This window comes from Algoriphagus sp. (genome assembly GCF_024305035.1).
Lineage (GTDB): Bacteria > Bacteroidota > Bacteroidia > Cytophagales > Cyclobacteriaceae > Algoriphagus.
On sequence record NZ_JAMWZB010000032.1, the window covers coordinates 1 to 20,985 of the forward strand.

The following is a 20,985-nucleotide window of genomic DNA, read 5'->3' on the forward strand; positions in this document are numbered from 1 at the left end:
TTTCATTAGTAAAAAATCAAACTAAGCAAAGACGGGGTTGCTCGGGTGGATACGTGAAAAATATTGGTCTTTTCTTGAGAGGTTCACTGGCTCACTAAACCAATAACATCATGAGACTAGAAAAGAAAGAAACTTCAAGATCGATGTTTTCAGCACCCGGGTTGGAAGAAGTGAAATGCTTTTTTGCTTCTTCTGATTTTCCTTCTCAAGAAGGAGAAGTGTTTTATTTCTATTATCAGGCTTTGGGATGGCGGACTGAATCAGGGAGTCCAATCTACGATTGGAAGGCATTGGCCTCCCAATGGGTATGGAATCTAGAGAACTGAAGTTATCTAATGATTTGACCTGATTTTTTAAAGAAAAATTAGAGTCATTTCAGAATCCTCAGGCCTGAATAGCCAACATAAATAAAAGAAAATAGCGGGTCCTGAGAGGCTAAAATTGAACCCGTGGAAGGCGGAGCCAGGTGGGGATCGAGTGCAGAAACAGAGAAGTCCAGGTTACCTCGACCCCTTTTGGCTCTGCTCCCGAATGGCAGGGTAGCCTATAATTGCTGGAATCTCTATCATGAGCATAAGATGGAAAAAAAAAGTAGAAAACAAGAAGTGAACAGGTTTCCCCGTAGGGTGAGTAGTAGTTTAAGCGAGTCTCACTACCAGGAGTTGAAAGTAATCCTTTCCCGGGATCCAAGCCTTTCCATGAGCGAATTGATTCGGAGCATTTTACAGGCGAAGCGCATTCGGATTCAAATTCAGGAAAGAGGGCTTTCAGATGTGATGGAGGAGTTATTGTCCGTGGAAGCCCAGTTGAAAATGATTGGGAGTAAGGTCACTGTGGTAGTCAACGAGTTTCATGGAAATTCCAATTCTTTTCAAAAGTTCTTATTGGCTAAAAAGCTATGTGGTTTTCAAAGGAGCCTGCAAGGAGAAATGAAACACCTTGAACCAGTGTTGGAAAAACTTCAGCTCAAATGGTTGTCCGAATAGGTTGGAGAAAGTCAGTTTCTCAGTTGATTCAGGATCATGAATCCAAGTGACAGGAGTCTTGTGCAATCTTGATTGCTGATCAGGGATTCACCAAGGGTGCGGAGCAGCGCTCACCCGCTCAGTTGAGACGCAGGTTTCATTCACTTACTTCCTTAACTAGAAAGGCCAAAACAATCCCCTTCCTAAATCTTTATACGTTGCTCCGGAAGAACAACTTTCCAAGGAGCGTTTGGGAGAAATTTGTAAGGTCTAATTGGGAAAAGAGGAAAGCCTAATTAGGAAAGATGAAGCCTTTCCATCAATTCAGAAGATACTTCCATGAGCCAGTCGACTCCGTTGGAGCTGGTTCCTTTCCCCGATTTCCCAGCTTTCTTTGGGTTAATTTGTCGGAGGGGTAACCGATGATAGAACCCAAAAGTAAGGCAGAGATGAATCAATTAATCAAAAAGGAACTGGAATAGATGCTGGATGCCTCAGCTTTTAAGGATTTGATAATTAATTGATTGTATGCGCTGAATTCCATTCGTTTTTACGAATTTTGTACATTGAATTTTAAGCTAAATTTCCTTTTGAAGGGAACGAGTTTCAATTGAATACTCTTAGCTGAAGAATAGAATAGGCCACAAAATAAGGATTGAAATTCAATGCCCTTTGCTAAATAAACTCGTGATTCCAAAGAATGGCTGGGTTGACGGGGGAGTTTCAGGGGTAAATCCAGGAAGCTATTTTTTGCTCCTATCACCCTAAAGAATAGTGGGTTGGGTGCTCCGATGTATTTTATTGAATAAGTAAACCCGAAGGAAAACTTCTTACCTACCCAATTTTTATGTATAGGAAGTGAATGAATAATAGGTGAGCCGACCTTAAACTTCTTTTCTCCTTCATTTGACATGAGCTTCGCCTAAATTACTATTTTTACTGAATGCCTCACATTTCTATCGTTTCCCCGGTTTTTCAAAGCGCATCTTTGGTAGAGACCCTGGTCAGGGAAATAATCAAATCAATGGAACCTCTTAATCCAGATTTTGAGATTATCCTGGTTGAGGATGGAAGTACCGATGATTCGTGGTCTGAAATTACTCGGGTAGCCAAAATTTTCCCTCAGGTAAAAGGGATCAAACTCTCCCGAAATTTTGGGCAGCATTATGCCATTACTGCAGGGTTGGATCAGGCCAAAGGGGAGTGGGTAGTAGTCATGGACGCTGATCTTCAAGATCTGCCAAGTGAAATCCCCCAACTTTACCAAAAAGCTCAAGAAGGCTTTCAGATTGTGCAAGCCCGACGGGAAATCCGCCAAGATTCCTTTTTGAAGAAAGTGGGGTCTTTTTTATTCTACCGAATGCTTGCATGGTTAACCGGGGTGTCTCAGGATGAAAGCATCGCTAATTTTGGAATTTACCATCACCAAGTGATTAAAGAAATCATCGGGATGCGAGAATCCATCCGCTATTTTCCAACCATGGTGCAATGGGTGGGTTTTCGAAAAACCAGCATTCCCGTTACCCATGGAAAGAATGAAAATCGAAGGAGTACTTATAACCCGAAGCGGCTTTTTAACTTAGCCTTGGATATTATGTTGGCCAACTCGGATAAACCGATTCGGATGACAGTTAAACTGGGTCTTATCGTGGCTTTCACCGGGTTTCTATTTGCTGCATTCACGGCATGGCGCTATTGGAAGGGGGAAATCATTGTGGCAGGATATGCTTCCCTGATTATATCCATCTGGGTGTTGAGTGGCTTTTTGTTGATGACCTTGGGAATGGTGGGCCTCTATATTGGTAAGACCTTCGAGGGAGTAAAAAATCGGCCCATTTACGTTATTGAAAAGGAAACTAGTCCGATTTCAAAATCATGATTAGCTCCCTTGATTTTGATACCCGACTTTTTGGTTATCCGGTAGGCGCAGTGGATTGGGAAGCCGATTGTAAGGAAACTGATTTTCTTCGTGCGGTAAAGGATTTCAAATTGGTCTATGTGTTTTCAGAAGTTCCCTTGTCCTTTGCCAATCCCCAATTTCTTCCTGTGGATGTGAAAGTCCTGTTTGAAAAGGAATTGAATTTTTCCCAAGCTGTAGATGGGGTACAGGTTTTCTCCCAAGAAAATCCAGTCTCACTGAGTCAGCAGGAAAAGGAAGCCTTGCGTTTTTTAGCGCTAGAAAGCGGAGTATATTCTAGATTCAAAACCGATCCTAGGTTAGTAAATGAGAAATTTGAAAAGCTGTATGAACTTTGGATAGACCAAGCTTTGACAAAAAATGAACTGATTATAGGTACCCATTTGGAGGGAATGATTACCTATCGTATTCAGGAGAAAACAGGTAAAATCGGACTTTTTGCAGTACAACCAAATCATCGCCAAAAAGGATGGGGAAAAAAATTGGTTTCCGCGGCCGAACATTATTTAGGCGAAAAGGGAATAAAAAAACTTCAAATCCCAACCCAGGAATCTAACCAGTCCGCCATGGGCTTATATCAAAAAATAGGCTATCAAGTAGTCAGAAAAACCTATATTTATCATTATTGGAAGGATTAACCCTTCGATTGCGTGTCGCCTTTTGAAGAAATCCTGATCGACTCAAATGTCACTTTCCGAAAAAATGGATATTCAAATCCCGTTTAATAAGCCTTACCTCATTGGTACAGAACTGACCTATATTCAGGAAGCTGCAAAAAAGGGCAAACTCTCGGGGAATGGGGATTTTACTCAACGCTGTCAGCAGTGGATGGAGCAGACCTACGGTTTTACCAAATGCCTGTTAACCACCTCGGGTACAGATGCCTTGGAAATGGCTGCTTTGATTTTGGATATTCAGCCCGGAGATGAAATTATCGTTCCCAGTTTTACCTTTGTTTCCTCTGCCAATGCCTTCGCCTTGCGAGGGGCAAAACTCGTTTTTGTGGATAGTAAACCGGACTTCCCGGGACTAGATGAGCTGGCACTTGAAAGTTTAATCAGTCCGAGAACCAGGGCAATACTGGCGGTTCATTACGCTGGCGTGGCCTGCGATATGGAATTCCTTCAGCGACTCTGCGAGCAACATCATATTTACCTCATTGAGGATGCTGCTCAAGCCCTAGGTGGTTTTTATGAAGAAAAGGCCTTGGGTAGGTTTGGCCAACTTGCCGCATTTAGCTTTCATGAAACCAAAAACATTCATTCTGGAGAGGGAGGTATGTTGGTAATCAATGATCCCAAGCTGATCGCCAAAGCCGAAGTGATTTGGGAGAAGGGAACCGATCGATCTGCCTTTTTCAGGGGGGAATTGGATAAATATGGCTGGAAAAGTCTCGGGAGTAGTTTTTTGCCTTCTGAACTGACCGCTGCTTTCCTTTGGGCTCAATTGGAAAATAGTACTCAAATTCAGCAAAGGCGAAAGGCGATTTGGAAAGACTATTACCATTTTTTCTCCAATTCCTCTCACGAACTTCAAGTTTTGGATTCGGCTTATTTGGCCCAGATCAAGGATTCCTTGCAGGCGAACATGCAATCAGATCAGCGTTTTACAATTCAAACCCAGGAAGGCAATTACCACCTATTTTATCTCCTGCTTCCTTCCGGCCAGGTGCGAGATGTAGTGATCGCTGATTTAAAGCGAAAGGGGATACTCTCTGTTTTTCACTACCAATCCTTGCATCGCTCGGAGTTTTCCCAACATCATTTCCCCGACCAATATCTCCGATACCTTCCACACTCTGATCACTATTCGGATTGCCTTCTCAGACTACCCCTGTTTTATGAGTTGCCAGAGTTGGTGAAAGACTACCCATTCTCCACCAATGGTTAAATAGGGTTAGACTAGGTATATAACCGAGCCTTGCCGATTACTGATTTGTTAAGTTCCGAATTTCTTTCTTTAATCCCTGGATAGGAAGGCCAGTCATGAATCGTTTTAAAGCAGCGAAGAAAAGAGAATATGAGGGAAGAAATGAAGCTAGATCTCAATAAGATACGCCAATTGCTAAATCGAATTCATCGGGTTTATCTAGTATGGATTGGGAGGAAAACTAAAGTTGTTTAGCTCAATTTGGCTAGCAAATTCAAATCATGCGAAAATTAAGCTGCCCGAAATTTATTCTCATTATGATCGGGGATCATGAATTAATTTACCCCTGATTTTAGAGGATGGGATAGGGGGCCTAGGAAGGGCTTAATTTTGAATTTTGGGGCAATCAACTTGGATTTGAAAAACTTCTTAGATTTTTAGCTCTTTTGAAAATGGGGTATAATTTCTCGAACTCTAGTTCTCTTTTCCTCTTTTCCTGTACCTTTATCCCAACTTGATTCCAATAGAATTTTGCAAAATCAATCCCTGTTGAACTTTTGGAAATCAAACAAATTTGGGCTTGGAGGCCTGCTTTTGTTTTTCTTACCCTATTTGCTTTTAGGGAGTAACTCCATTTGGTATGCCAATGACTACCTTGAACTTGTCGTTCCTTGGTACAAATTAGTGATTGACCAAGAGGCGATTTTTAAATCGAATAATTTTCCCATTCTAGGGATGCTGGATCAGTTGCCCAGAGGCGTATTTGCCAGCGAGTTTTTTATAAAGACTTGGCTTTTTTATTTCTTCCAGCCCTATACCGCTGTTTTGGTAAACAAAATTTTAATTCATTGCATTGCCTACTTTTCTTTTATTCATATCCTCAGTCATTTCTTTAAAAACCGACTTAAATCCAGCCAAATTCAATGGATCTCTCTTGCCTGGGCTACCCTCGGGTTTTGGCCGGAAGCAGGTATAGCCGTGGCTGCCTTTCCTACTATTGCCTACCTCTTTTATTCTGCAGGAAAAGGAAAAAAATTGAATGGACCTCGAGCCCTCATCATCCTTTTTTACTCGTGCTATAGTTTGCTGCATCTCCATGGACTTTTTGTAGGCATAATCGCCTTTATTTATGGAATTGGAATCTGGATTAACTCAAAATCATTTCCTAAATCTTATGTTAGGCATTTTGTCCTATTCACACTTTTGGCGAGCCTGGCAAACTACCGGCATTTTCTACTTTTCTTTGGAGGGAGTTTTACCCCTCATCGTCTAGAATATAACCCGCATAGTTTTGCCGGATTTTATGAGAAGTTTTGGCCCACTTTCTTTGAATTTCTTTCGGATGGAACCCTTCATTCGGTAATTTTTAATCCTTTGATTTTATGGGGCGCCCTTATCCTGGGAGTCCTAGGCTTATTTAGGCCAAGTAAACCGGCCCAAAAAGCTGGAATGACACTGATCCTAGCACTGCTTATTGTCTTCTTTGCCGTTGGTTCGCGCTACTTACCCTTGATTGAACGGATGCCAATCGTTGTTCCGGTATGGTATTCTTGGGATAGATTTATTTTTGTGGCTTATCCCTTGATTTTCCTAAGCCTAAGCTTTTCCCTGATCCATCTAAATCGTGAATTCAAAACGTTAGATCAACTGATTTCCTTTTCCTTCCTATTGATTATCTCCTATAATTTCCTGGTAATTGATAACAATCACAGAAACTACGTTTTAAAACCTGTTTTGGGTCTTGGGGAGAAATATCCCTCCTTCCAAGCATTTTTTGCCGAACAGCAATTCGATGAAATAAAGCGAGAAATCCAAACCCGTGGAGGGGGGAAAGTGGCTTCCATTGGAATTCATCCAGGGATTTCTAGTTTTAATGGTCTCCATGCTTTGGATGGATATACCGGAAATTACCCCTTGGAGTATAAAAGACAATTCGGGGCCATAATCCAACCTGAGTTGGGCAAATCTGGAACTCAAAGTGATTTGTATCAACATTTTTTTGGTTGGGGAAACAAAGCTTACTTGTTTAACGAGCAACTCGGAGATGACTTTATGCGCTTTAAGTGGAAATCCAGAACACCGTTAAAAACTCAGTATAATCTCGAGTCTTTTAAAAGTATGGGAGGGAGATTTATAATCTCCACCGAAGTATTGGATCAAGAGATGACCGAGTTACTGAGAATTTTTGAAGATTCGGAATCCGCATGGACGATTTATGTATATGAGGTTCACTAACCCTTTTCTGATCTATCTGATAGGAGGTATTATCCTATTTCTTCCGGTCCTGATTTTGGGTGAGGATGTTCCTTTACCTATTTCTGATCAGTTGGATTCCAACCATGTTTGGTATAAAATCCTCAAAGATCAAGAGGCTTTTTTCAGGGCCCCTTGGGAGAAAATTGATGGATACTTGGGCAGTCAGTACCGTTTCACCTATCCCAGTCCTTTTAGATTAATTTCCCTGCTCTATGCCGTATTTCCAGTTTTTTATGCCTTAATTCTCCTAAAAGTCCTAATCTATTCGGTTGGTTTTGCATCGTTTTGGGCTTTTTTAAACCACCTTTCCTTGGGTAAATCCAGTCAGCGAGGCCTGTGGGCATTGATATGGGCCAGCTTGGCTTTTTATCCTTTTGCCGGTTTGGGCATAGCAGGACTTCCGATTTTATATTTCATATATTTATATTGGAAGGCAAAACGATACGCTTGGGCTTGTTTTTTATTGGCTTGCTATGTATTGGCATCCGATTCAGTGATTGTACTCATTCCAGTGGTTTTCCTTTTGGCTATGGTAAATGTGGCTTTTTACCTGCTTAAGATCCAAAGCCTAAAAATTCCATTACCTCTTTTTATTCTTTTTTTATTTTTAATTGGGGTCAAAGAATATCAGTTGATTTATGGCCTGGCATTTCAGAATGATTTTATTTCCCATCGAGTGGAATTTTTTGCAGATGGGCATATAGGCCAGCATTATTTTTATGCTGGCTCCCTGTGGATGCTCGGGCAATTGACTGGGGTCTCTCACCTGTTTATCCTTCCTGTACTATCCCTAATACTTTTCCTCAGGGGAATCCAGAAGGGATGGGATCTAGGCTATGCACTCCCTTTTCTTTTTGCTTCTTTTTTTCTAAGTCTGATGTCCGCTGCTTTCACTTTCCCGCCATTAGTCAATTGGCTATCATCCCTATCCCCAAGCTTCGGCTCGTTTAATTGGTCTCGGATATATCAGCTAATCCCCTTATTTATCCTACTTTCCTTGATTTCATTGTGGGCAAACCTAAAGACAAACTCTGCTCAAACAGCACTGATCATCCTTTTCTTAATTCAATTGGGAATAGGTAATTATGAATGGAGAAGTTTGCTTAAAAAAGCGATAGGGGTGGAGGCCTTTAGCTACAACCCAAGCTATAAGGAGTTTTACGATACAGGGTCCTACGAAGAAATCAAACAGGCGATTCCTAATTCATACCAGGGATATATTGCCCATTTGGGAATCCCTCCGGCAGTATCCTCTTATCATGGAATCAAGACAAGGGATGGATATCTTCCTTCCTATGACTTGAAAGATAAAAAGGCCATTCGCTCGGTAATCCACTTGGAGCTTGAAAAAAATGAAGCCTTTCGAAGAAATTTTGATTATTGGGGAAGTAAAGCCTACCTCATCCAATCCCATCATCCAGAATGGGTTTTACCCTTCAAAAAGCCGGATCCATCAGCGATTCCCAATCTACCCCCTCTCAAATTTGATTGGAAGACTCTTCGTGAAAAGGAAAATACCCGGTATTTGCTGAGCGCTTTTCCACTTACCAATAAACAATTGACACTTTTGTCCAAATTTGATCGGCCAGAATCAGTTTGGTCCCTTCACCTCTATCAAATCACGGAGTAATTGAATTTACGGATACCCTTAAAGGATTTGACTTAATTACTACATCCGGGGTTTTGGTGTTTTTGGTATAAAAAGGAGCAATGTAATGGATGCGGGATCCCTCAAATGTACCTAGTGGTAATTGATCAAAATCTATTTCTTCCAGGAGTGCAGCCTCAATTTTGATCCAATAGTCATGCTTTAAAGGCAATTGGTTTATTGCAGACATGATCTTTTCTTCTTGCAAAACTTTTAAACGGTGCTTTTGCTCAAGCCGCCAATACACTGCCTGATTGACATTGGGCAACATTCCCACAAATACCAGCAGTTGAAACCCAATCATGCCCCAACGAATAGTCCTCCTTAGTTCTTGGAAGAGTAAGTAGCTTACCAATAGACCTGGGGCAAAAAGTATCCTAAGTTCGATCCAACCACTTGCTTCATAGAACAAAAGAAGAAGCAAGAGATGAGTACCAAAAACCAAAACTCCTACCTGTAGAATTTTTGTTTTCCGCTTGGTATATAAATAGATCAAACCAGCAAATTGGATAAGCATACCGATTTTAATCAAATAATAAGCTTTTCCCTCACTATATAACATGAGGGCACCTAGGTTTTTGAAAAATTTGATTCCAACCTGCTTAACTGCTTGTGCTAATTCACCCGAAGTAAGAAATTCTACCACTGTGGCAAAATGGGTAGGAACAGATTCGGTTACTGCTAATTGAATTCCAAGACTGATAACAAAAAGCCCAAGCAGGCCTATCAGTTTTGAAATTAGGGGAAATCGCTTGGGCAAAAAGGGGAGAAGAGCAATTCCCCAAATCATCCAGGATGACCGGAATAAGGAAAATACCAATAGGAAGGCGAGGAAAACAAAATAGATTTTAAACTTACTTCGTTTTCCCCTTTCTGAAAGCTTGATCAATAGGATGCTGGCAATCATTGCTCCACATACATGGATCATTTCCTGCATGAGGCTAAAGGAATAAAATAGAATAAGTGGGTGAAGCAATAGCAAGCCAATCCACTCTTTTCGGTTCGGAATATTCGCACAGAAATAACCCAAGGCCGTAAGCAGAAATAGAAGCAGATTTAACCAAAGAAAATTAGCAGGGTTCCAAGAAAATAGCATTGCGATCCCCCCATGGATAATCGGATAAAGCGGACCATGGGAGTCGGCTCCAAACCAGGTAGATCCCCAACCGTCATAGGTGATGGCAGCTTGTACGGTTCCCCATTCATAAAAAGCTTTGGTATTGATTAGGTAAAGCCATTCATCTGACCAAAGTACCGGGAGTTGTCCATTTAAATACCAAAGAAAATAAGAGTAAGCACCCAAAACCATCCCTACAAGGGTCAGGAGGGAAAGATTAGTGATTTTGGTGGCTTCTAACTTTTTTAAATTCAATGGAGGAGTAAAATAAGTACGGAATTAAATCGCGGAATAAAGACCTTTAAACCCCATCTGATCCCAAGGACTTTTCAGGACATGCCAAATGTAAACTTTACTTTTGTGTAAGTTGAAAAAGCTACCATAAAATCTGATTGGGAAAAGATCCCAATGGGTAAATTTTCTTTCCGATATTGGCCTTTTCAAACCATCCCTTTTGGAATAAATTGTTGCTTTAAAAGCGAACACCTACGGAAAATTCACCTTATTAAAAAATTAATCGATCTAAGTGGGCATCTTTGATTCCAGAGCATCATTCAGGCTAATTTATCTCCTTGGGATTTCGGTTCCTTTACTGACGATGGCTTTGGTCGTATTGGCAGCGCTTTTCTTGGAAATCAATGCTGATATCAGTACCCACATAGACATGCTCTGGCATGCCGATGATCAGGGGAAATACAATGTGCCTCCCCTTTATTTTTTGAATTTGAAATGGCTGGGTAACCTTTTCTGGTGGAGACCCTCTTATAAAATTGCAGCGTTACTTTTACTTTGCCTGACGGTCTACTTTAAATTTCAATTAAGCCTAAACTACCTTAAAAAGAACTTAGAGGATCAAGCTGAATGGTATAAATGGAGTCCCTTAGCAGTTGGAGCGCTATTCTTTATCTTTCCTCTGGTGCTACCGGGTATGGAAGGGGAGCATTGGTATTTGGGGAAATTTACTTCCTCGATCTGGCTTAATTCCACTACTATTTTCGTATTTCCCTTTGCCCTTGCACTTTTTTTTCTCTCCTTTTCATGGCTTACTCAGCCCAATCCTACCGATTGGCAATTGATGATTCTTTTGGGATTAATCAATACTTTGATCAAACCCAGTTTTCTATTTGTGCTGATTCCTGGCTTGCCCCTATTTTATCTCTTGATTTATGGAAGGCCAAATAAGAATTTCATTTGGAGTGTATTGGCCTCTTTGATATGGTTAGGGACTTTATGGGTGACAAAGCATCTAATCTATGAATCTGCCATTTGGCAAGATAAAATATTTATGCTCTCCTATGATGCTGAGGTAATTATCAGTCCCTTGGCTGTTTTTAAACTACACTCCGAGACTTGGTTCTGGGACCTGATTTCAAGTTTTGCTCTTCTATTCCTCTCTTGGGCTTTTATTGGAAAAAAGCTCTGGAAACAGCGGGAATTTCAGTTTTCTCTACTTCTGTTTTTGGGAAGTATTGCCGTGTACCTCCTTTTTGCAGAAACAGGAGATCGTATGAGTCATGGGAATTTTTATTGGCAGATTCCGATATCCCTGTTTATCCTTCAATTGGTCACTTTGAAAAATCTTTTCACCAGTAGGCTTACAAAAGCTAAAACAATCCCTCTAGTCTTGGTCTGGACTTTTCACGCCGGATCCTTAATTGCATTTTTGCTACGCTGGATAACCCAAAATGAAATGATTTAACTACGCAAAGAGGATAAATAAGAGGATTAAAAATTTCAGAAGCCTTAATCCAAGAATCAGGAAAGATCAAATCGAGAAGTACGCTCGAATATTCCACTATTCTTAAATCCTGATTTTGAGAACAAAATGAGTAGGTAGCGATAAGTTAGAGTAGCGAAGCTCCCCAGTTGCCTGAACCTTTTATTAGAAACCCCAATTTGTATATCCATGCTTGGATTTTTAATACTATGCTATTCTGGTTCGATCATTCTCAACCCCGACCAACCGCATTTACGCTAAAGCGTTTTCCAACCACTTAAACAGTTCAAAAATCTATAGAAAATTCAATTTTCTTCAAACATTTGCTTTTTGAATTCAACCGAGTAATTTTATTACTCAGTCGAAGCTAGCTTCTAATCTTTGGCAAGCTATTTCAAAAAACGAACTAGTTTGTTGTTCTCCTTTAAGGAGCTAAAGTATTGGGAGTGAAGGGGCGAAGCTATTGGTAGACGAGTGTCTTTATTCGAAAAGAGTTTATCCTTAACAGCTGGAACCTTCGAGTTAAAAATCAAGACAGAGGAGAAAGCTGAAAATTCAGAAATTTCCTTTCTCAATTCTGAAATAATTAATCCAAGCCAATAAGTCTAGCAAAGAGTCAGCTCTTCGGTAAACGTATCTCAATTAAAGAGAAAACATCAGTCAATTAAGAAGTTAAGTCAATTTGCAGGAGGGAAGCCAACCCTAGACCTTTTTTCCTAGAATAATAATCCGTTCGAAGGTCCTTTCTTCTTTGAAGGAGATGAATTGTAAATCTTAATTTCAATACCCAAAATGCCTTATCAAGGCAATTTATAAATCACCCAACCCTGAACTCCCAACATTACAAAGTAATCGAACCCTCCTCCGGCTGGAAGATGGTAGATTTCAAAGAACTGTGGCGATACAAGGATCTTCTATACTTCCTAACGCTCCGGGGCATCAAAGCCCGATATGCACAGTCCATCCTAGGGGTTTCTTGGGCCATTATCCAACCCTTATTCACCACCGTGGTTTTTACCCTGGTTTTTGGTGGATTGGCTAAAGTAGACTCAGACGGGATGCCTTATATTCTCTTTTCCTATTTAGCCCTATGGCCTTGGAATTATTTCTCTGGTACCCTTACCGAATCAGCCAACTCCTTGATTCAAAATGCCAATATGATTACCAAGGTCTATTTCCCAAGAATGGTGCTGCCCTTATCGGCTATGCTTTCCAAGCTTCTGGATTTTATGATCGCCTTTGTAGTGGTAATTGGCATGTTGATTTACTTTGGGCAGGTTCCAGGATGGGGAGTGCTGTTTCTTCCCTTATTAATAGTCCAACTTCTCATGTGCAGCTTGGGAATCGGGATGTTTCTTTCCGCCCTTGCTGTTAAGTATCGGGATGTCAAACATGCCCTGACTTTCTTGGTCCAACTCTTACTTTATGCCGCTCCGGTGGTTTATAGTACTTCAGCCGTACCAGCAGAATACCAAAAATTCTACATTCTCAATCCTATGGTCGGTGTTATCGAGGGCTTCCGCGCCGCCTTTCTTAATCGCTCCATGCCTTGGGATTGGATTTGGCCTGGGAGTATTTTGGCAGTCGTATTTTTCGTTTTTGGGATGTTTTACTTCAGGAGGATGGAGCGGATATTTGCTGATGTGGCTTAATGAAATCCATTAGGCAAATTCTACAATTACGAAGAGAAGACAAGAAATTGGAAGAAAGGCTTGAAATGAGAGATAATAAAGAAATCTACCAAAACCTTAACTTAGCCTATTAGGCAACTCGAAATATATCTTGTCATTTAAACCTTCCAAGAGTCTTTCAATTTGATACTTTTATTACTATAGTAAGAAAGTAGAGCAAAACCAACTGACAAATAATTCTTTTCTTTGCTTTTCAACTCCTTTGAATTTCTAATCTTTCTACCACTAGTCTTCATTGGCTATTGGTTTGTATTTAAGAAAAATCTAAAACTTCAAAATGCCTTTATTCTATTGGCTAGCTATGTTTTTTATGGCTGGTGGGATTGGCGGTTTTTGGCATTGATTATAGCTAGTTCGGCATTGGACTATTGGTGCGGTCTTCGCTTATCAGGACCGAATATATCGAAAGATAGACAAGTGGCTTCGAATGATACTTCGATCGTCGACTACCGATCTTCAATCCTAAAACCTTTTCAGGGAAAGAATCTCTATTTGACTCTTTCTATTGCCTTTAACCTTGGCCTTCTTGGCTTTTTTAAGTACTTCAATTTCTTTATCGAGTCGGCTACGGATTTTATCCAACTACTAGGATTTCAAGCGCATGCCAGCACACTCAATCTAATTCTACCGGTAGGAATAAGCTTTTATACTTTTCAAACCATGAGCTATACCATTGATGTCTACCGAGGGAAAATGGAAGCCACCAAAGACCCAATTGCTTTTTTTTCCTTTGTAGCATTTTTTCCTCAACTAGTAGCAGGTCCAATTGAGCGTGCATCAAATCTCCTACCTCAGTTTCTGAAAAGGAGAGAATTCGAATACCAACAGGGTTCTGATGGGATGAAACTCATCCTTTGGGGACTATTTAAAAAAATGGTCATTGCTGACAACTGCTCATTGGTGGTCAATCCGATTTTCGAGAACTATCAAACCGCTTCTGGATTGGAATTGATTATGGGGGCAATACTCTTTTCTTTTCAGATTTATGGAGATTTTTCTGGCTATTCAGATATAGCAATAGGAACAGCCAAGCTTTTCGGGTTCGATTTAATGACGAATTTCAGAACCCCGTATTTTAGTCGAGATATCGCCGAGTTCTGGCGAAGATGGCATATTTCCCTTTCCACCTGGTTTCGGGACTATGTCTATATCCCGCTTGGAGGGAGTAGAGTTACCAAAACAAAAGCCATTCGTAATATCTTTATCGTTTTTTTGGTCTCGGGATTCTGGCATGGGGCCAACTGGACCTTTATCATATGGGGAGGGATTCACGCGGCCATGTTTATTCCCATTTCCTTGATAGGGAAAAATAGAGCGCATTTGCATGAGGGTGATCATGTGATACCTTCTGGAAAAGAACTGTTTCAAATGGCCTACACCTTTATTCTTGTCTGCGTGGCTTGGGTGTTTTTTAGAGCGGATACCGTGGGAGAGGCTTGGGGGTATTTCAATGGTCTTTTTAACAATTCTTATACGGATGGGTTTCGTTTTAGCACTTTTGTATTGTCAATTACTCTAGTTATAATTTTATTAAGTCTAGAATGGATTATGAAGGGCGATCAGGTTTTAAAGTTTAAAAACCCATTTCTTAGATATTCAAGTTATTTAGGGATTGTAGGGTTAATATTGTTTTATGGAGTATTCTTCAATCCTCAGGATTTTATTTATTTCCAGTTTTGAAAAGGTTTTTAATTAAAATTTTTATTTCATCAGGGTTACTTTTCATTTTTATTTTGGGGTATGGTAGTTTTTGCGATTTTTTCTTCCAACAGAAAAAATATTTAGATATCTCCGAAAAAAAACAATGGATTCTAGCTCAAGAAGGTGGTAATTGGGATTATGCCGTTTTAGGATCCAGTCGAGCATTTGGAGCATTTGATATGAATTTGTTAGATAGTTTGACTGGTTGGAATGGGATTAATCTTGGCTCTAATGGTAGTGGGTTCAAAGATAATTATTTGGTTTTATCTCTTTTTCTAAAGTCCAATCAAATAGAAAAATTGTTTTTGCAAGTGGATATGGCCTCTCTAAATTCCAAGTCCTCATTCAGTAATGAGTTTCATGCATTTACGTTTCTTCCTTATTGGGATGATCCAGAAGTTAGGATAGTACTTCAGGAAGAAATTCCAATTTTGAATAATTCAATAAGTTCAATTTTACCACAGTGGAGATACTTTTATTACAACAAATACTTCTCACCAAAGGAAGTAATACGTAGAGTTAATTTGAAACCATCAGTATCAGACATTTTTACAGATTATAAAGGAGGGATGAAAAATGCTGACTACACTTCATCAGAAATTAAGACTTATGTCCTTCCCCAAAAAAAAGACTTAGAGGATTGGAAGTACTTGTGGAAGATCAAATCTAAAGCTGAGGAAGAAGGTATCAATTTGGTCTTATTCTCTGCTCCTAGATATCAAGATAACCAAGATATATTAAAATCAATATTACCTCAAATTTCTAATAAATTAATTTTTCCTAATAATTTTGATATTAATAACTCCAAATTTTTTAAGGATCAAGGCCATCTCAATTATTATGGTCAAAAGGTTTTTACCATGTATTTCCATGAATTGATTAAGGAGTTATGAAAAAGCGAAGATTTATTTCGCTTTTTCATCAATTCTACAAGGAATTAAAAATTGCTAAAAGAAAAGGCAAGTCAATATTTAAACCTTTAAGATTTTTTTATCAATATATAAAACAAAATAGTGTTAAACGGAATAGGATGGAGTTGGGAATACCTTGGATGACTATTCCAGCTGTAAATTTTTTAGATAAATTAATTAAGGAAGACTTTAAAATATATGAATATGGATCTGGTGCTTCAACAATTTATTTTCTTAAGAAAGGTGTAAAAATCTATTCGGCTGAACATAGTAAAGATTGGTTTGAAATACTTGAACAATATATTAATAATAGTTTTCCAGGAAGTAACCCTGTTAAATTATTTGAACCTGTAAGATCGATTAGTTCTGAAGCCATTTACTCTAAAAAAGATCCAAAATATATTAATTTTGATTTCACACAATATGTAAACTCAATTAATAGGTTTGACGATCATTTTTTTGATATTATTGTAATTGATGGCAGGGTGAGAATTGCTTGTTTGAGGCAATCTATAAATAAATTGAAGGAAGGGGGATTTATTATATTTGATAATGGAGATAGAAATGAATATCATAATGAATTAAAGAAAATTGAAAAATTTCTTATTTTATCCGATTTTACTGTAACGTCATTTGATCTTTCATTTAATCAAACTAATATTTACCAAATTTGGAAATAAAAGTCTCCGCTGTAGTTCCAGTTTATAATTCTGTAAACACTTTAGAAAGGGCCATCAGGTCTCTATTGATTCAGCCAGAAATAAACGAGATTTTTATAGTAGATGATGGATCTTCAGATGGATCTTATGAATTAGCTAAAAGTCTGGAAATAATTCATTCTCTTTTAAAAGTCTTAACTCATGAAAACAGAATAAACAAAGGAGCTTCTGCTGCAAGAAATTTAGGTTTAACTTATTGCACAAATGAATGGATTCAATTCCTGGATGCTGATGATGAGTTATTGGATGGTAAAGTTACTAAAAATATTATTTATTTAATTAATAAATCAAGTTTAATAGTTGGTAATTCTATTTATAGGAATCAGTACGGTGAAAAAAAGAGACATTATTGGAAGAATTGGAAATTGGGCCTTTTGGTTACTAGGTTGGGTGTTACTTCAAGTAATCTTTGGTCAAAATATTGGCTTGTTAAAGTTGGAGGTTGGAATGAGTTAATTTCTAGTTCTCAGGAGTATGACCTGATTCTTAGACTTGCTAAAGTCAATCCTATTTTCTCATTTTGTCCTTATTTTTGTTCTGTAATTCATGAAGTACCCTCGTCAATCACTAGGTTAGGTTCCTTAAACAGTGAAAGGATCAAAAATAGTATGGAATTTCGATATCAAGTAAAAAAATTTTTAATTGAAAAAAAATCTTATTCTTTCATGCACAAAATGTTTTTTAATGGAATTATTGGCAATATTTCTAAAAAAAATAATGTTCCTGCCGAATATTCACTCCTGTTTTATTATATTTTTAAGTCCTATAAATTTTTATCTGATAGATTTGTAAATAATAAATATTCTATAAACTAGGAATGATATCTATTATAGTTGTTTCAAAAAATTTATTTTTTTTAAATCAATTTAAAGATTCTGTAAAAAATACAGTAGGAGTTCCATTTGAAATTATCGTAGTAGAAAATAATGATAGTTTATATTCTATTTCTAATGGTTATAATATTGGCGCAAAAGATGCAAGTTTTGATATTCTCTCATTTGTCCATGAGGATATAGTTTTTCATACCGAAAATTGGGGGAATATATTAATGAATTATTTCGAGACCCTATTCAATTCTGGTATTCTAGGAATTGCCGGATCTTCATATCTGCCTATTTCTCCTTCTGACTGGTGGGTGAGTGATTCAAAATACCTCCATTCATATTTTCTATCTAATCAGAAAAATGGTGTTGTCGGAAGAGGTGTAGTTTGCATAGATGGAGTACAAGATCCGCATCCAGTTTTTTCATTGGATGGTATGTTTTTAGCTATGAAGAAATCTGTATGGAAGGAATTCCAATTTGATGAGTCCTTAGATGGTTTTCATGGATATGATACTTCAATTTGTTATAAGGTTTCCCAGAAATATCAAAATTACTTCGTACCGGGGATTTTACTTGAACATTTTTCCAAAGGGTATCCCAATGAAAAATGGTTGCTAAATACAATTGCAGCCAACGAATGTGTTTTACCTTTCATTCTTGAGAAGAAAAAAATTGGGTCTTTGAATATTTCTTTGGAAATTAAATCTTATCGCTTGTTTTTAAGGCAATTAATGAAGTTTAGTTCTAATACTTCCTATAAATTTTTAAAAGCCTTTTATTATTTGGTGCCTGTTTTTAAGTTTACAAAAGATTGGCGAGCACTATTTTTTTTCATTCTTTATTTCCTTCGATATTTGATTCAAGCAATAAGGATAAAATGAAAGTTTTTAATAAAATGGTATCCGTTGTCATTCCGGTTTTTAACGCTGTTAATTTTATTGAACAAGCTGTAAATTCAGCTGTAAGTTTCGAAGAAGTTGGAGAATTAATCTTGGTAGAAGATGGTAGTAAAGATGAATCATATAACATCTGTTTTGAGCTCCAATCAAAATTTAAAAAAGTTCGCTTGATTACCCATCCAAAGAGAGAGAATAAAGGAGCTGCTTTATCAAGAAATTTGGGAATTATTAATTCAAGTTTTGATTTGATTTCTTTTTTAGATGCGGATGATGTGTATTATCCTAACCGATTTGAATGGTCATTAAAAGTTCTAATGGAAAATCCTAATGTTGACGCTTGTTTTGGAATGGTGGAAATGATATATGAAGATTCTAATATTAAAAAGATTTTTGGAACAACCTCTTGGGATGGAAAGTCTTCTTTACTTACTTATTTATTGAGGGGAGGATATTTTCATACTAATTCAATTACTGTTCGAAAATCCTTCTTTGAACAAGTAGGTTATTTTAATCAAGATTGTTGGCCTCATGAAGATATTGAGTTGTGGATCAGGATGGCTTCGATAGGTAAATTGGCACAAATTGAATCTAGGGAACCGATTGCTACTTATTGTATTCATGCGAATAATTTGAGTAAAAATAGAATTATTAACTCGCAATATTATTTTTACAAAATTTTATGGGGTAGTAGAAGTGATTTGAATTTTTCTAACCTTCAAAAAGTTTTGATTTTAAAAAAGCTATTTAAATCTATCATTAATGGGTAACTCGGTAATCAAAATCCAAAATCTTTCCAAACGCTATCGGGTAGGTTTAAAGGAAAAGGAAGCTGAAACCCTAACTGGACAAATCTCAAATGTGATTAAATCCCCTTGGCAAAATCTAAAAAGACTTCGGGAACTAAATAGATTTGGTGATGAGGACGAGTCTGTTTTCTGGGCCTTGAAAGACGTTTCTTTCGAAGTCAAGGAAGGAGAAGTTTTGGGAATAATTGGAAAAAATGGTGCGGGGAAATCTACCCTTCTTAAGATTCTTTCCCAAATCACTGAGCCTACATCCGGTAAAATAGAAATTCACGGAAGAGTAGCTTCACTATTAGAGGTCGGGACGGGCTTTCATCCCGAGCTCTCTGGTCGTGAGAATATCTATTTGAATGGAACCATTCTCGGTATGACCCGACGAGAGATAGATTTCAAACTAGATGAAATCATTGATTTTTCAGGGGTGGAAAAATTTATTGACACTCCTGTTAAATTTTACTCTTCAGGAATGAAAGTAAGATTAGGCTTTTCTGTTGCTGCTCACTTGGATCCAGAAATCTTGATTATTGATGAGGTTTTGGCAGTTGGGGATTTTGAATTTCAAAAAAAGTGTTTGGGGAAGATGGAGGATGTAAGTAAAAATCAAGGAAGAACTGTATTGTTTGTTAGTCATAATATGGGTGCCGTACAAACGCTTTGTTCTCGATCAATATTACTTGGGAAAGGAAGTTTTGTCGCATCTGGCGCAACAGATCATATTCTAAGCAGGTATTTAGGAACTGGAAATGCTGGCAATTTCTTCGAAATTAAAGATGGAATGCCAAAAGGAGAAGGAAATCAAAAGATTTCATTAAGAAATATTTTGATTTCAAGTGATAAAAATGTTCAAAGTCCAGTTACATCAGGAAATGAATTTTTCATTAGCTTGAATTTGAATTTTAATGAGCATGATTTTAATTATAGTGAAAGAGTTGATTTAAGAATAGATTCTCAATTAGGTCAAAGGCTTTTGTGGTTAAGTTCAAGGATTGAGGATCGTGTGGATTTAAGATCGGGTAAACTAATTTTCAAAATTCCAAACTGCCCTCTAGTCCCAGATGAGTATGTACTTACAGTTTATATCCATGATGGAATTGAATTAGCACATTGGCTTCCCGCGGTGACTACTTTTAAAGTAGAAGATGCTAAATATTTTGCTAATGGCCTACAGATTCCTAATGGTCAAACTAATATTATTTATCCATTTGAAATAGTTCAATGAAAGACTTTTTAATAAAATTTAGAGATAAGCTGTTTGGTATAGATAAAATTTCCTATTTTATCGAAAGCGAAACAAGTAAGAAAATTATTCTAGGAGATTTTAATAAGCGAGAATTGAAAGCTTTCGAAATTTTAAAGCCATATTTTCCAGAAGGTTTTCTTTTAGAAACATCCTATTCACTTTCTTTTCAGACAATTCAACATATTATTAATGATATTGTAATTTATAAGCCGAAAATTATATTCGAATTTGGCTCAGGTCTCTCTACGATGATTTTGGGTAATTTTATACAGAAAAATCATTTGGAAACTAGGCTAATCAGTATTGATGACGACTCCTCTTGGCAAGAGCTTCTTAAGAATCAAGGAGCTAAGGCTGATTTTTATTGTTTTCCTTTGGCAGAAAATCATCCATTTTCTTTTGAAGGTAAAGGAAAATGGTATAATATTCCCGATAATCATCCAATCACGGAACTTAAGTTTGACTTGGTTTTAGTAGATGCGCCAAAAGGAGATTTGAGTAAACTCTCCCGGTATGGATTTGTGGGGTTTATGATTAATAAGCTTTCAGATCAGGTAATTGTATATTTGGACGATACTCATAGGACAGATGAGCACCTTATTGCTCAATTTTTTCTTAAAGAAATAGGTGTACCAATGGTTCAAGAAAGGTTTTATAAGTATTCTCGTTTTTCATCTAGTAATTCTTTTAATACCTCACCTTCCTAA

Annotated in this window: 18 protein-coding genes; 17 read left to right on the plus strand and 1 reads right to left on the minus strand. The window is 37.8% G+C overall.

The window, feature by feature from the left end; genetic code table 11:
* Positions 1-110 precede the first annotated feature (110 nt).
* From Q0L00_RS16285 to Q0L00_RS16315, 7 genes are all read left to right on the plus strand, one after another.
* Positions 111-326: a hypothetical protein gene (locus Q0L00_RS16285; protein ID WP_297337950.1), complete on the plus strand. Its 216-nt coding sequence runs from the start codon at positions 111-113 to the stop codon at positions 324-326.
* Positions 327-578: 252 nt separating this feature from the next.
* Positions 579-986, plus strand: a complete 408-nt coding sequence (locus Q0L00_RS16290; protein ID WP_297337951.1) for a hypothetical protein — start codon at positions 579-581, stop codon at positions 984-986.
* Positions 987-1,908: 922 nt separating this feature from the next.
* Complete coding sequence (locus Q0L00_RS16295; RefSeq protein WP_297337952.1) at positions 1,909-2,844, plus strand: glycosyltransferase family 2 protein; 936 nt, start codon at positions 1,909-1,911, stop codon at positions 2,842-2,844.
* Positions 2,841-3,521, plus strand: coding sequence for a GNAT family N-acetyltransferase (locus Q0L00_RS16300; RefSeq protein ID WP_297337953.1), 681 nt, complete (start codon positions 2,841-2,843; stop codon positions 3,519-3,521). Before Q0L00_RS16295 ends, Q0L00_RS16300 begins: the two co-directional genes overlap by 4 nt.
* Positions 3,522-3,567: 46 nt before the next feature.
* Positions 3,568-4,773: a dTDP-4-amino-4,6-dideoxygalactose transaminase gene (gene rffA / locus Q0L00_RS16305; protein ID WP_297337954.1), complete on the plus strand. Its 1,206-nt coding sequence runs from the start codon at positions 3,568-3,570 to the stop codon at positions 4,771-4,773.
* Positions 4,774-5,301: 528 nt separating this feature from the next.
* Positions 5,302-6,987: a DUF6044 family protein gene (locus Q0L00_RS16310; RefSeq protein WP_297337955.1), complete on the plus strand. Its 1,686-nt coding sequence runs from the start codon at positions 5,302-5,304 to the stop codon at positions 6,985-6,987.
* Complete coding sequence (locus Q0L00_RS16315) at positions 6,974-8,638, plus strand: DUF6044 family protein (protein ID WP_297337956.1); 1,665 nt, start codon at positions 6,974-6,976, stop codon at positions 8,636-8,638. Before Q0L00_RS16310 ends, Q0L00_RS16315 begins: the two co-directional genes overlap by 14 nt.
* Here the strand turns inward: Q0L00_RS16315 and Q0L00_RS16320 are convergent.
* A complete protein-coding gene (locus tag Q0L00_RS16320; RefSeq protein WP_297337957.1) occupies positions 8,628-10,028 on the minus strand; it encodes a hypothetical protein in 1,401 nt (466 codons plus the stop codon). The two genes, Q0L00_RS16315 and Q0L00_RS16320, sit on opposite strands and share 11 nt — an antisense overlap.
* 271 nt (positions 10,029-10,299) lie before the next feature.
* On the opposite strand from Q0L00_RS16320, the gene Q0L00_RS16325 reads away from it, so the two are divergent.
* From Q0L00_RS16325 to Q0L00_RS16370, 10 genes are all read left to right on the plus strand, one after another.
* A complete protein-coding gene (locus Q0L00_RS16325; RefSeq protein WP_297337958.1) occupies positions 10,300-11,472 on the plus strand; it encodes a hypothetical protein in 1,173 nt (390 codons plus the stop codon).
* 893 nt (positions 11,473-12,365) lie between these two features.
* Positions 12,366-13,142 carry an ABC transporter permease gene (locus tag Q0L00_RS16330; RefSeq protein WP_297337959.1) on the plus strand — a complete coding sequence of 259 codons (777 nt, stop codon included), beginning with the start codon at positions 12,366-12,368 and terminating at the stop codon, positions 13,140-13,142.
* Positions 13,143-13,472: 330 nt separating this feature from the next.
* The gene (locus tag Q0L00_RS16335) at positions 13,473-14,861 is read left to right on the plus strand and encodes an MBOAT family O-acyltransferase (protein ID WP_363318558.1); all 1,389 of its coding nucleotides are present in this window, start codon (positions 13,473-13,475) and stop codon (positions 14,859-14,861) included.
* A complete protein-coding gene (locus tag Q0L00_RS16340) occupies positions 14,858-15,775 on the plus strand; it encodes a hypothetical protein (RefSeq protein WP_297337961.1) in 918 nt (305 codons plus the stop codon). Before Q0L00_RS16335 ends, Q0L00_RS16340 begins: the two co-directional genes overlap by 4 nt.
* Entirely contained in the window at positions 15,772-16,473 is a 702-nt protein-coding gene (locus Q0L00_RS16345; protein WP_297337962.1) for a hypothetical protein, read from the plus strand. Before Q0L00_RS16340 ends, Q0L00_RS16345 begins: the two co-directional genes overlap by 4 nt.
* Positions 16,464-17,327: a glycosyltransferase family 2 protein gene (locus tag Q0L00_RS16350; RefSeq protein ID WP_297337963.1), complete on the plus strand. Its 864-nt coding sequence runs from the start codon at positions 16,464-16,466 to the stop codon at positions 17,325-17,327. Before Q0L00_RS16345 ends, Q0L00_RS16350 begins: the two co-directional genes overlap by 10 nt.
* Before the next feature lie 2 nt (positions 17,328-17,329).
* On the plus strand, positions 17,330-18,217 hold the full coding sequence (locus tag Q0L00_RS16355; RefSeq protein WP_297337964.1) for a glycosyltransferase: 888 nt from the start codon (positions 17,330-17,332) through the stop codon (positions 18,215-18,217).
* Entirely contained in the window at positions 18,214-19,002 is a 789-nt protein-coding gene (locus tag Q0L00_RS16360; RefSeq protein ID WP_297337965.1) for a glycosyltransferase family A protein, read from the plus strand. The genes Q0L00_RS16355 and Q0L00_RS16360 overlap by 4 nt, the downstream gene beginning before the upstream one ends.
* Positions 18,995-20,257, plus strand: a complete 1,263-nt coding sequence (locus Q0L00_RS16365; RefSeq protein ID WP_297337966.1) for an ABC transporter ATP-binding protein — start codon at positions 18,995-18,997, stop codon at positions 20,255-20,257. The genes Q0L00_RS16360 and Q0L00_RS16365 overlap by 8 nt, the downstream gene beginning before the upstream one ends.
* The gene (locus Q0L00_RS16370; RefSeq protein WP_297337967.1) at positions 20,254-20,985 is read left to right on the plus strand and encodes a hypothetical protein; all 732 of its coding nucleotides are present in this window, start codon (positions 20,254-20,256) and stop codon (positions 20,983-20,985) included. Before Q0L00_RS16365 ends, Q0L00_RS16370 begins: the two co-directional genes overlap by 4 nt.

Coding starts and splice junctions, on each gene's coding strand:
- Q0L00_RS16290 (WP_297337951.1), top strand. CDS start 579: ATGGAAAAAAAAAGTAGAAAACAAGAAGTGAACAGGTTTCCCCGTAGG.
- rffA (WP_297337954.1), top strand. CDS start 3,568: ATGTCACTTTCCGAAAAAATGGATATTCAAATCCCGTTTAATAAGCCT.
- Q0L00_RS16285 (WP_297337950.1), top strand. CDS start 111: ATGAGACTAGAAAAGAAAGAAACTTCAAGATCGATGTTTTCAGCACCC.
- Q0L00_RS16370 (WP_297337967.1), top strand. CDS start 20,254: ATGAAAGACTTTTTAATAAAATTTAGAGATAAGCTGTTTGGTATAGAT.
- Q0L00_RS16300 (WP_297337953.1), top strand. CDS start 2,841: ATGATTAGCTCCCTTGATTTTGATACCCGACTTTTTGGTTATCCGGTA.
- Q0L00_RS16355 (WP_297337964.1), top strand. CDS start 17,330: ATGATATCTATTATAGTTGTTTCAAAAAATTTATTTTTTTTAAATCAA.
- Q0L00_RS16360 (WP_297337965.1), top strand. CDS start 18,214: ATGAAAGTTTTTAATAAAATGGTATCCGTTGTCATTCCGGTTTTTAAC.
- Q0L00_RS16365 (WP_297337966.1), top strand. CDS start 18,995: ATGGGTAACTCGGTAATCAAAATCCAAAATCTTTCCAAACGCTATCGG.
- Q0L00_RS16315 (WP_297337956.1), top strand. CDS start 6,974: ATGAGGTTCACTAACCCTTTTCTGATCTATCTGATAGGAGGTATTATC.
- Q0L00_RS16295 (WP_297337952.1), top strand. CDS start 1,909: ATGCCTCACATTTCTATCGTTTCCCCGGTTTTTCAAAGCGCATCTTTG.
- Q0L00_RS16330 (WP_297337959.1), top strand. CDS start 12,366: ATGGTAGATTTCAAAGAACTGTGGCGATACAAGGATCTTCTATACTTC.
- Q0L00_RS16345 (WP_297337962.1), top strand. CDS start 15,772: ATGAAAAAGCGAAGATTTATTTCGCTTTTTCATCAATTCTACAAGGAA.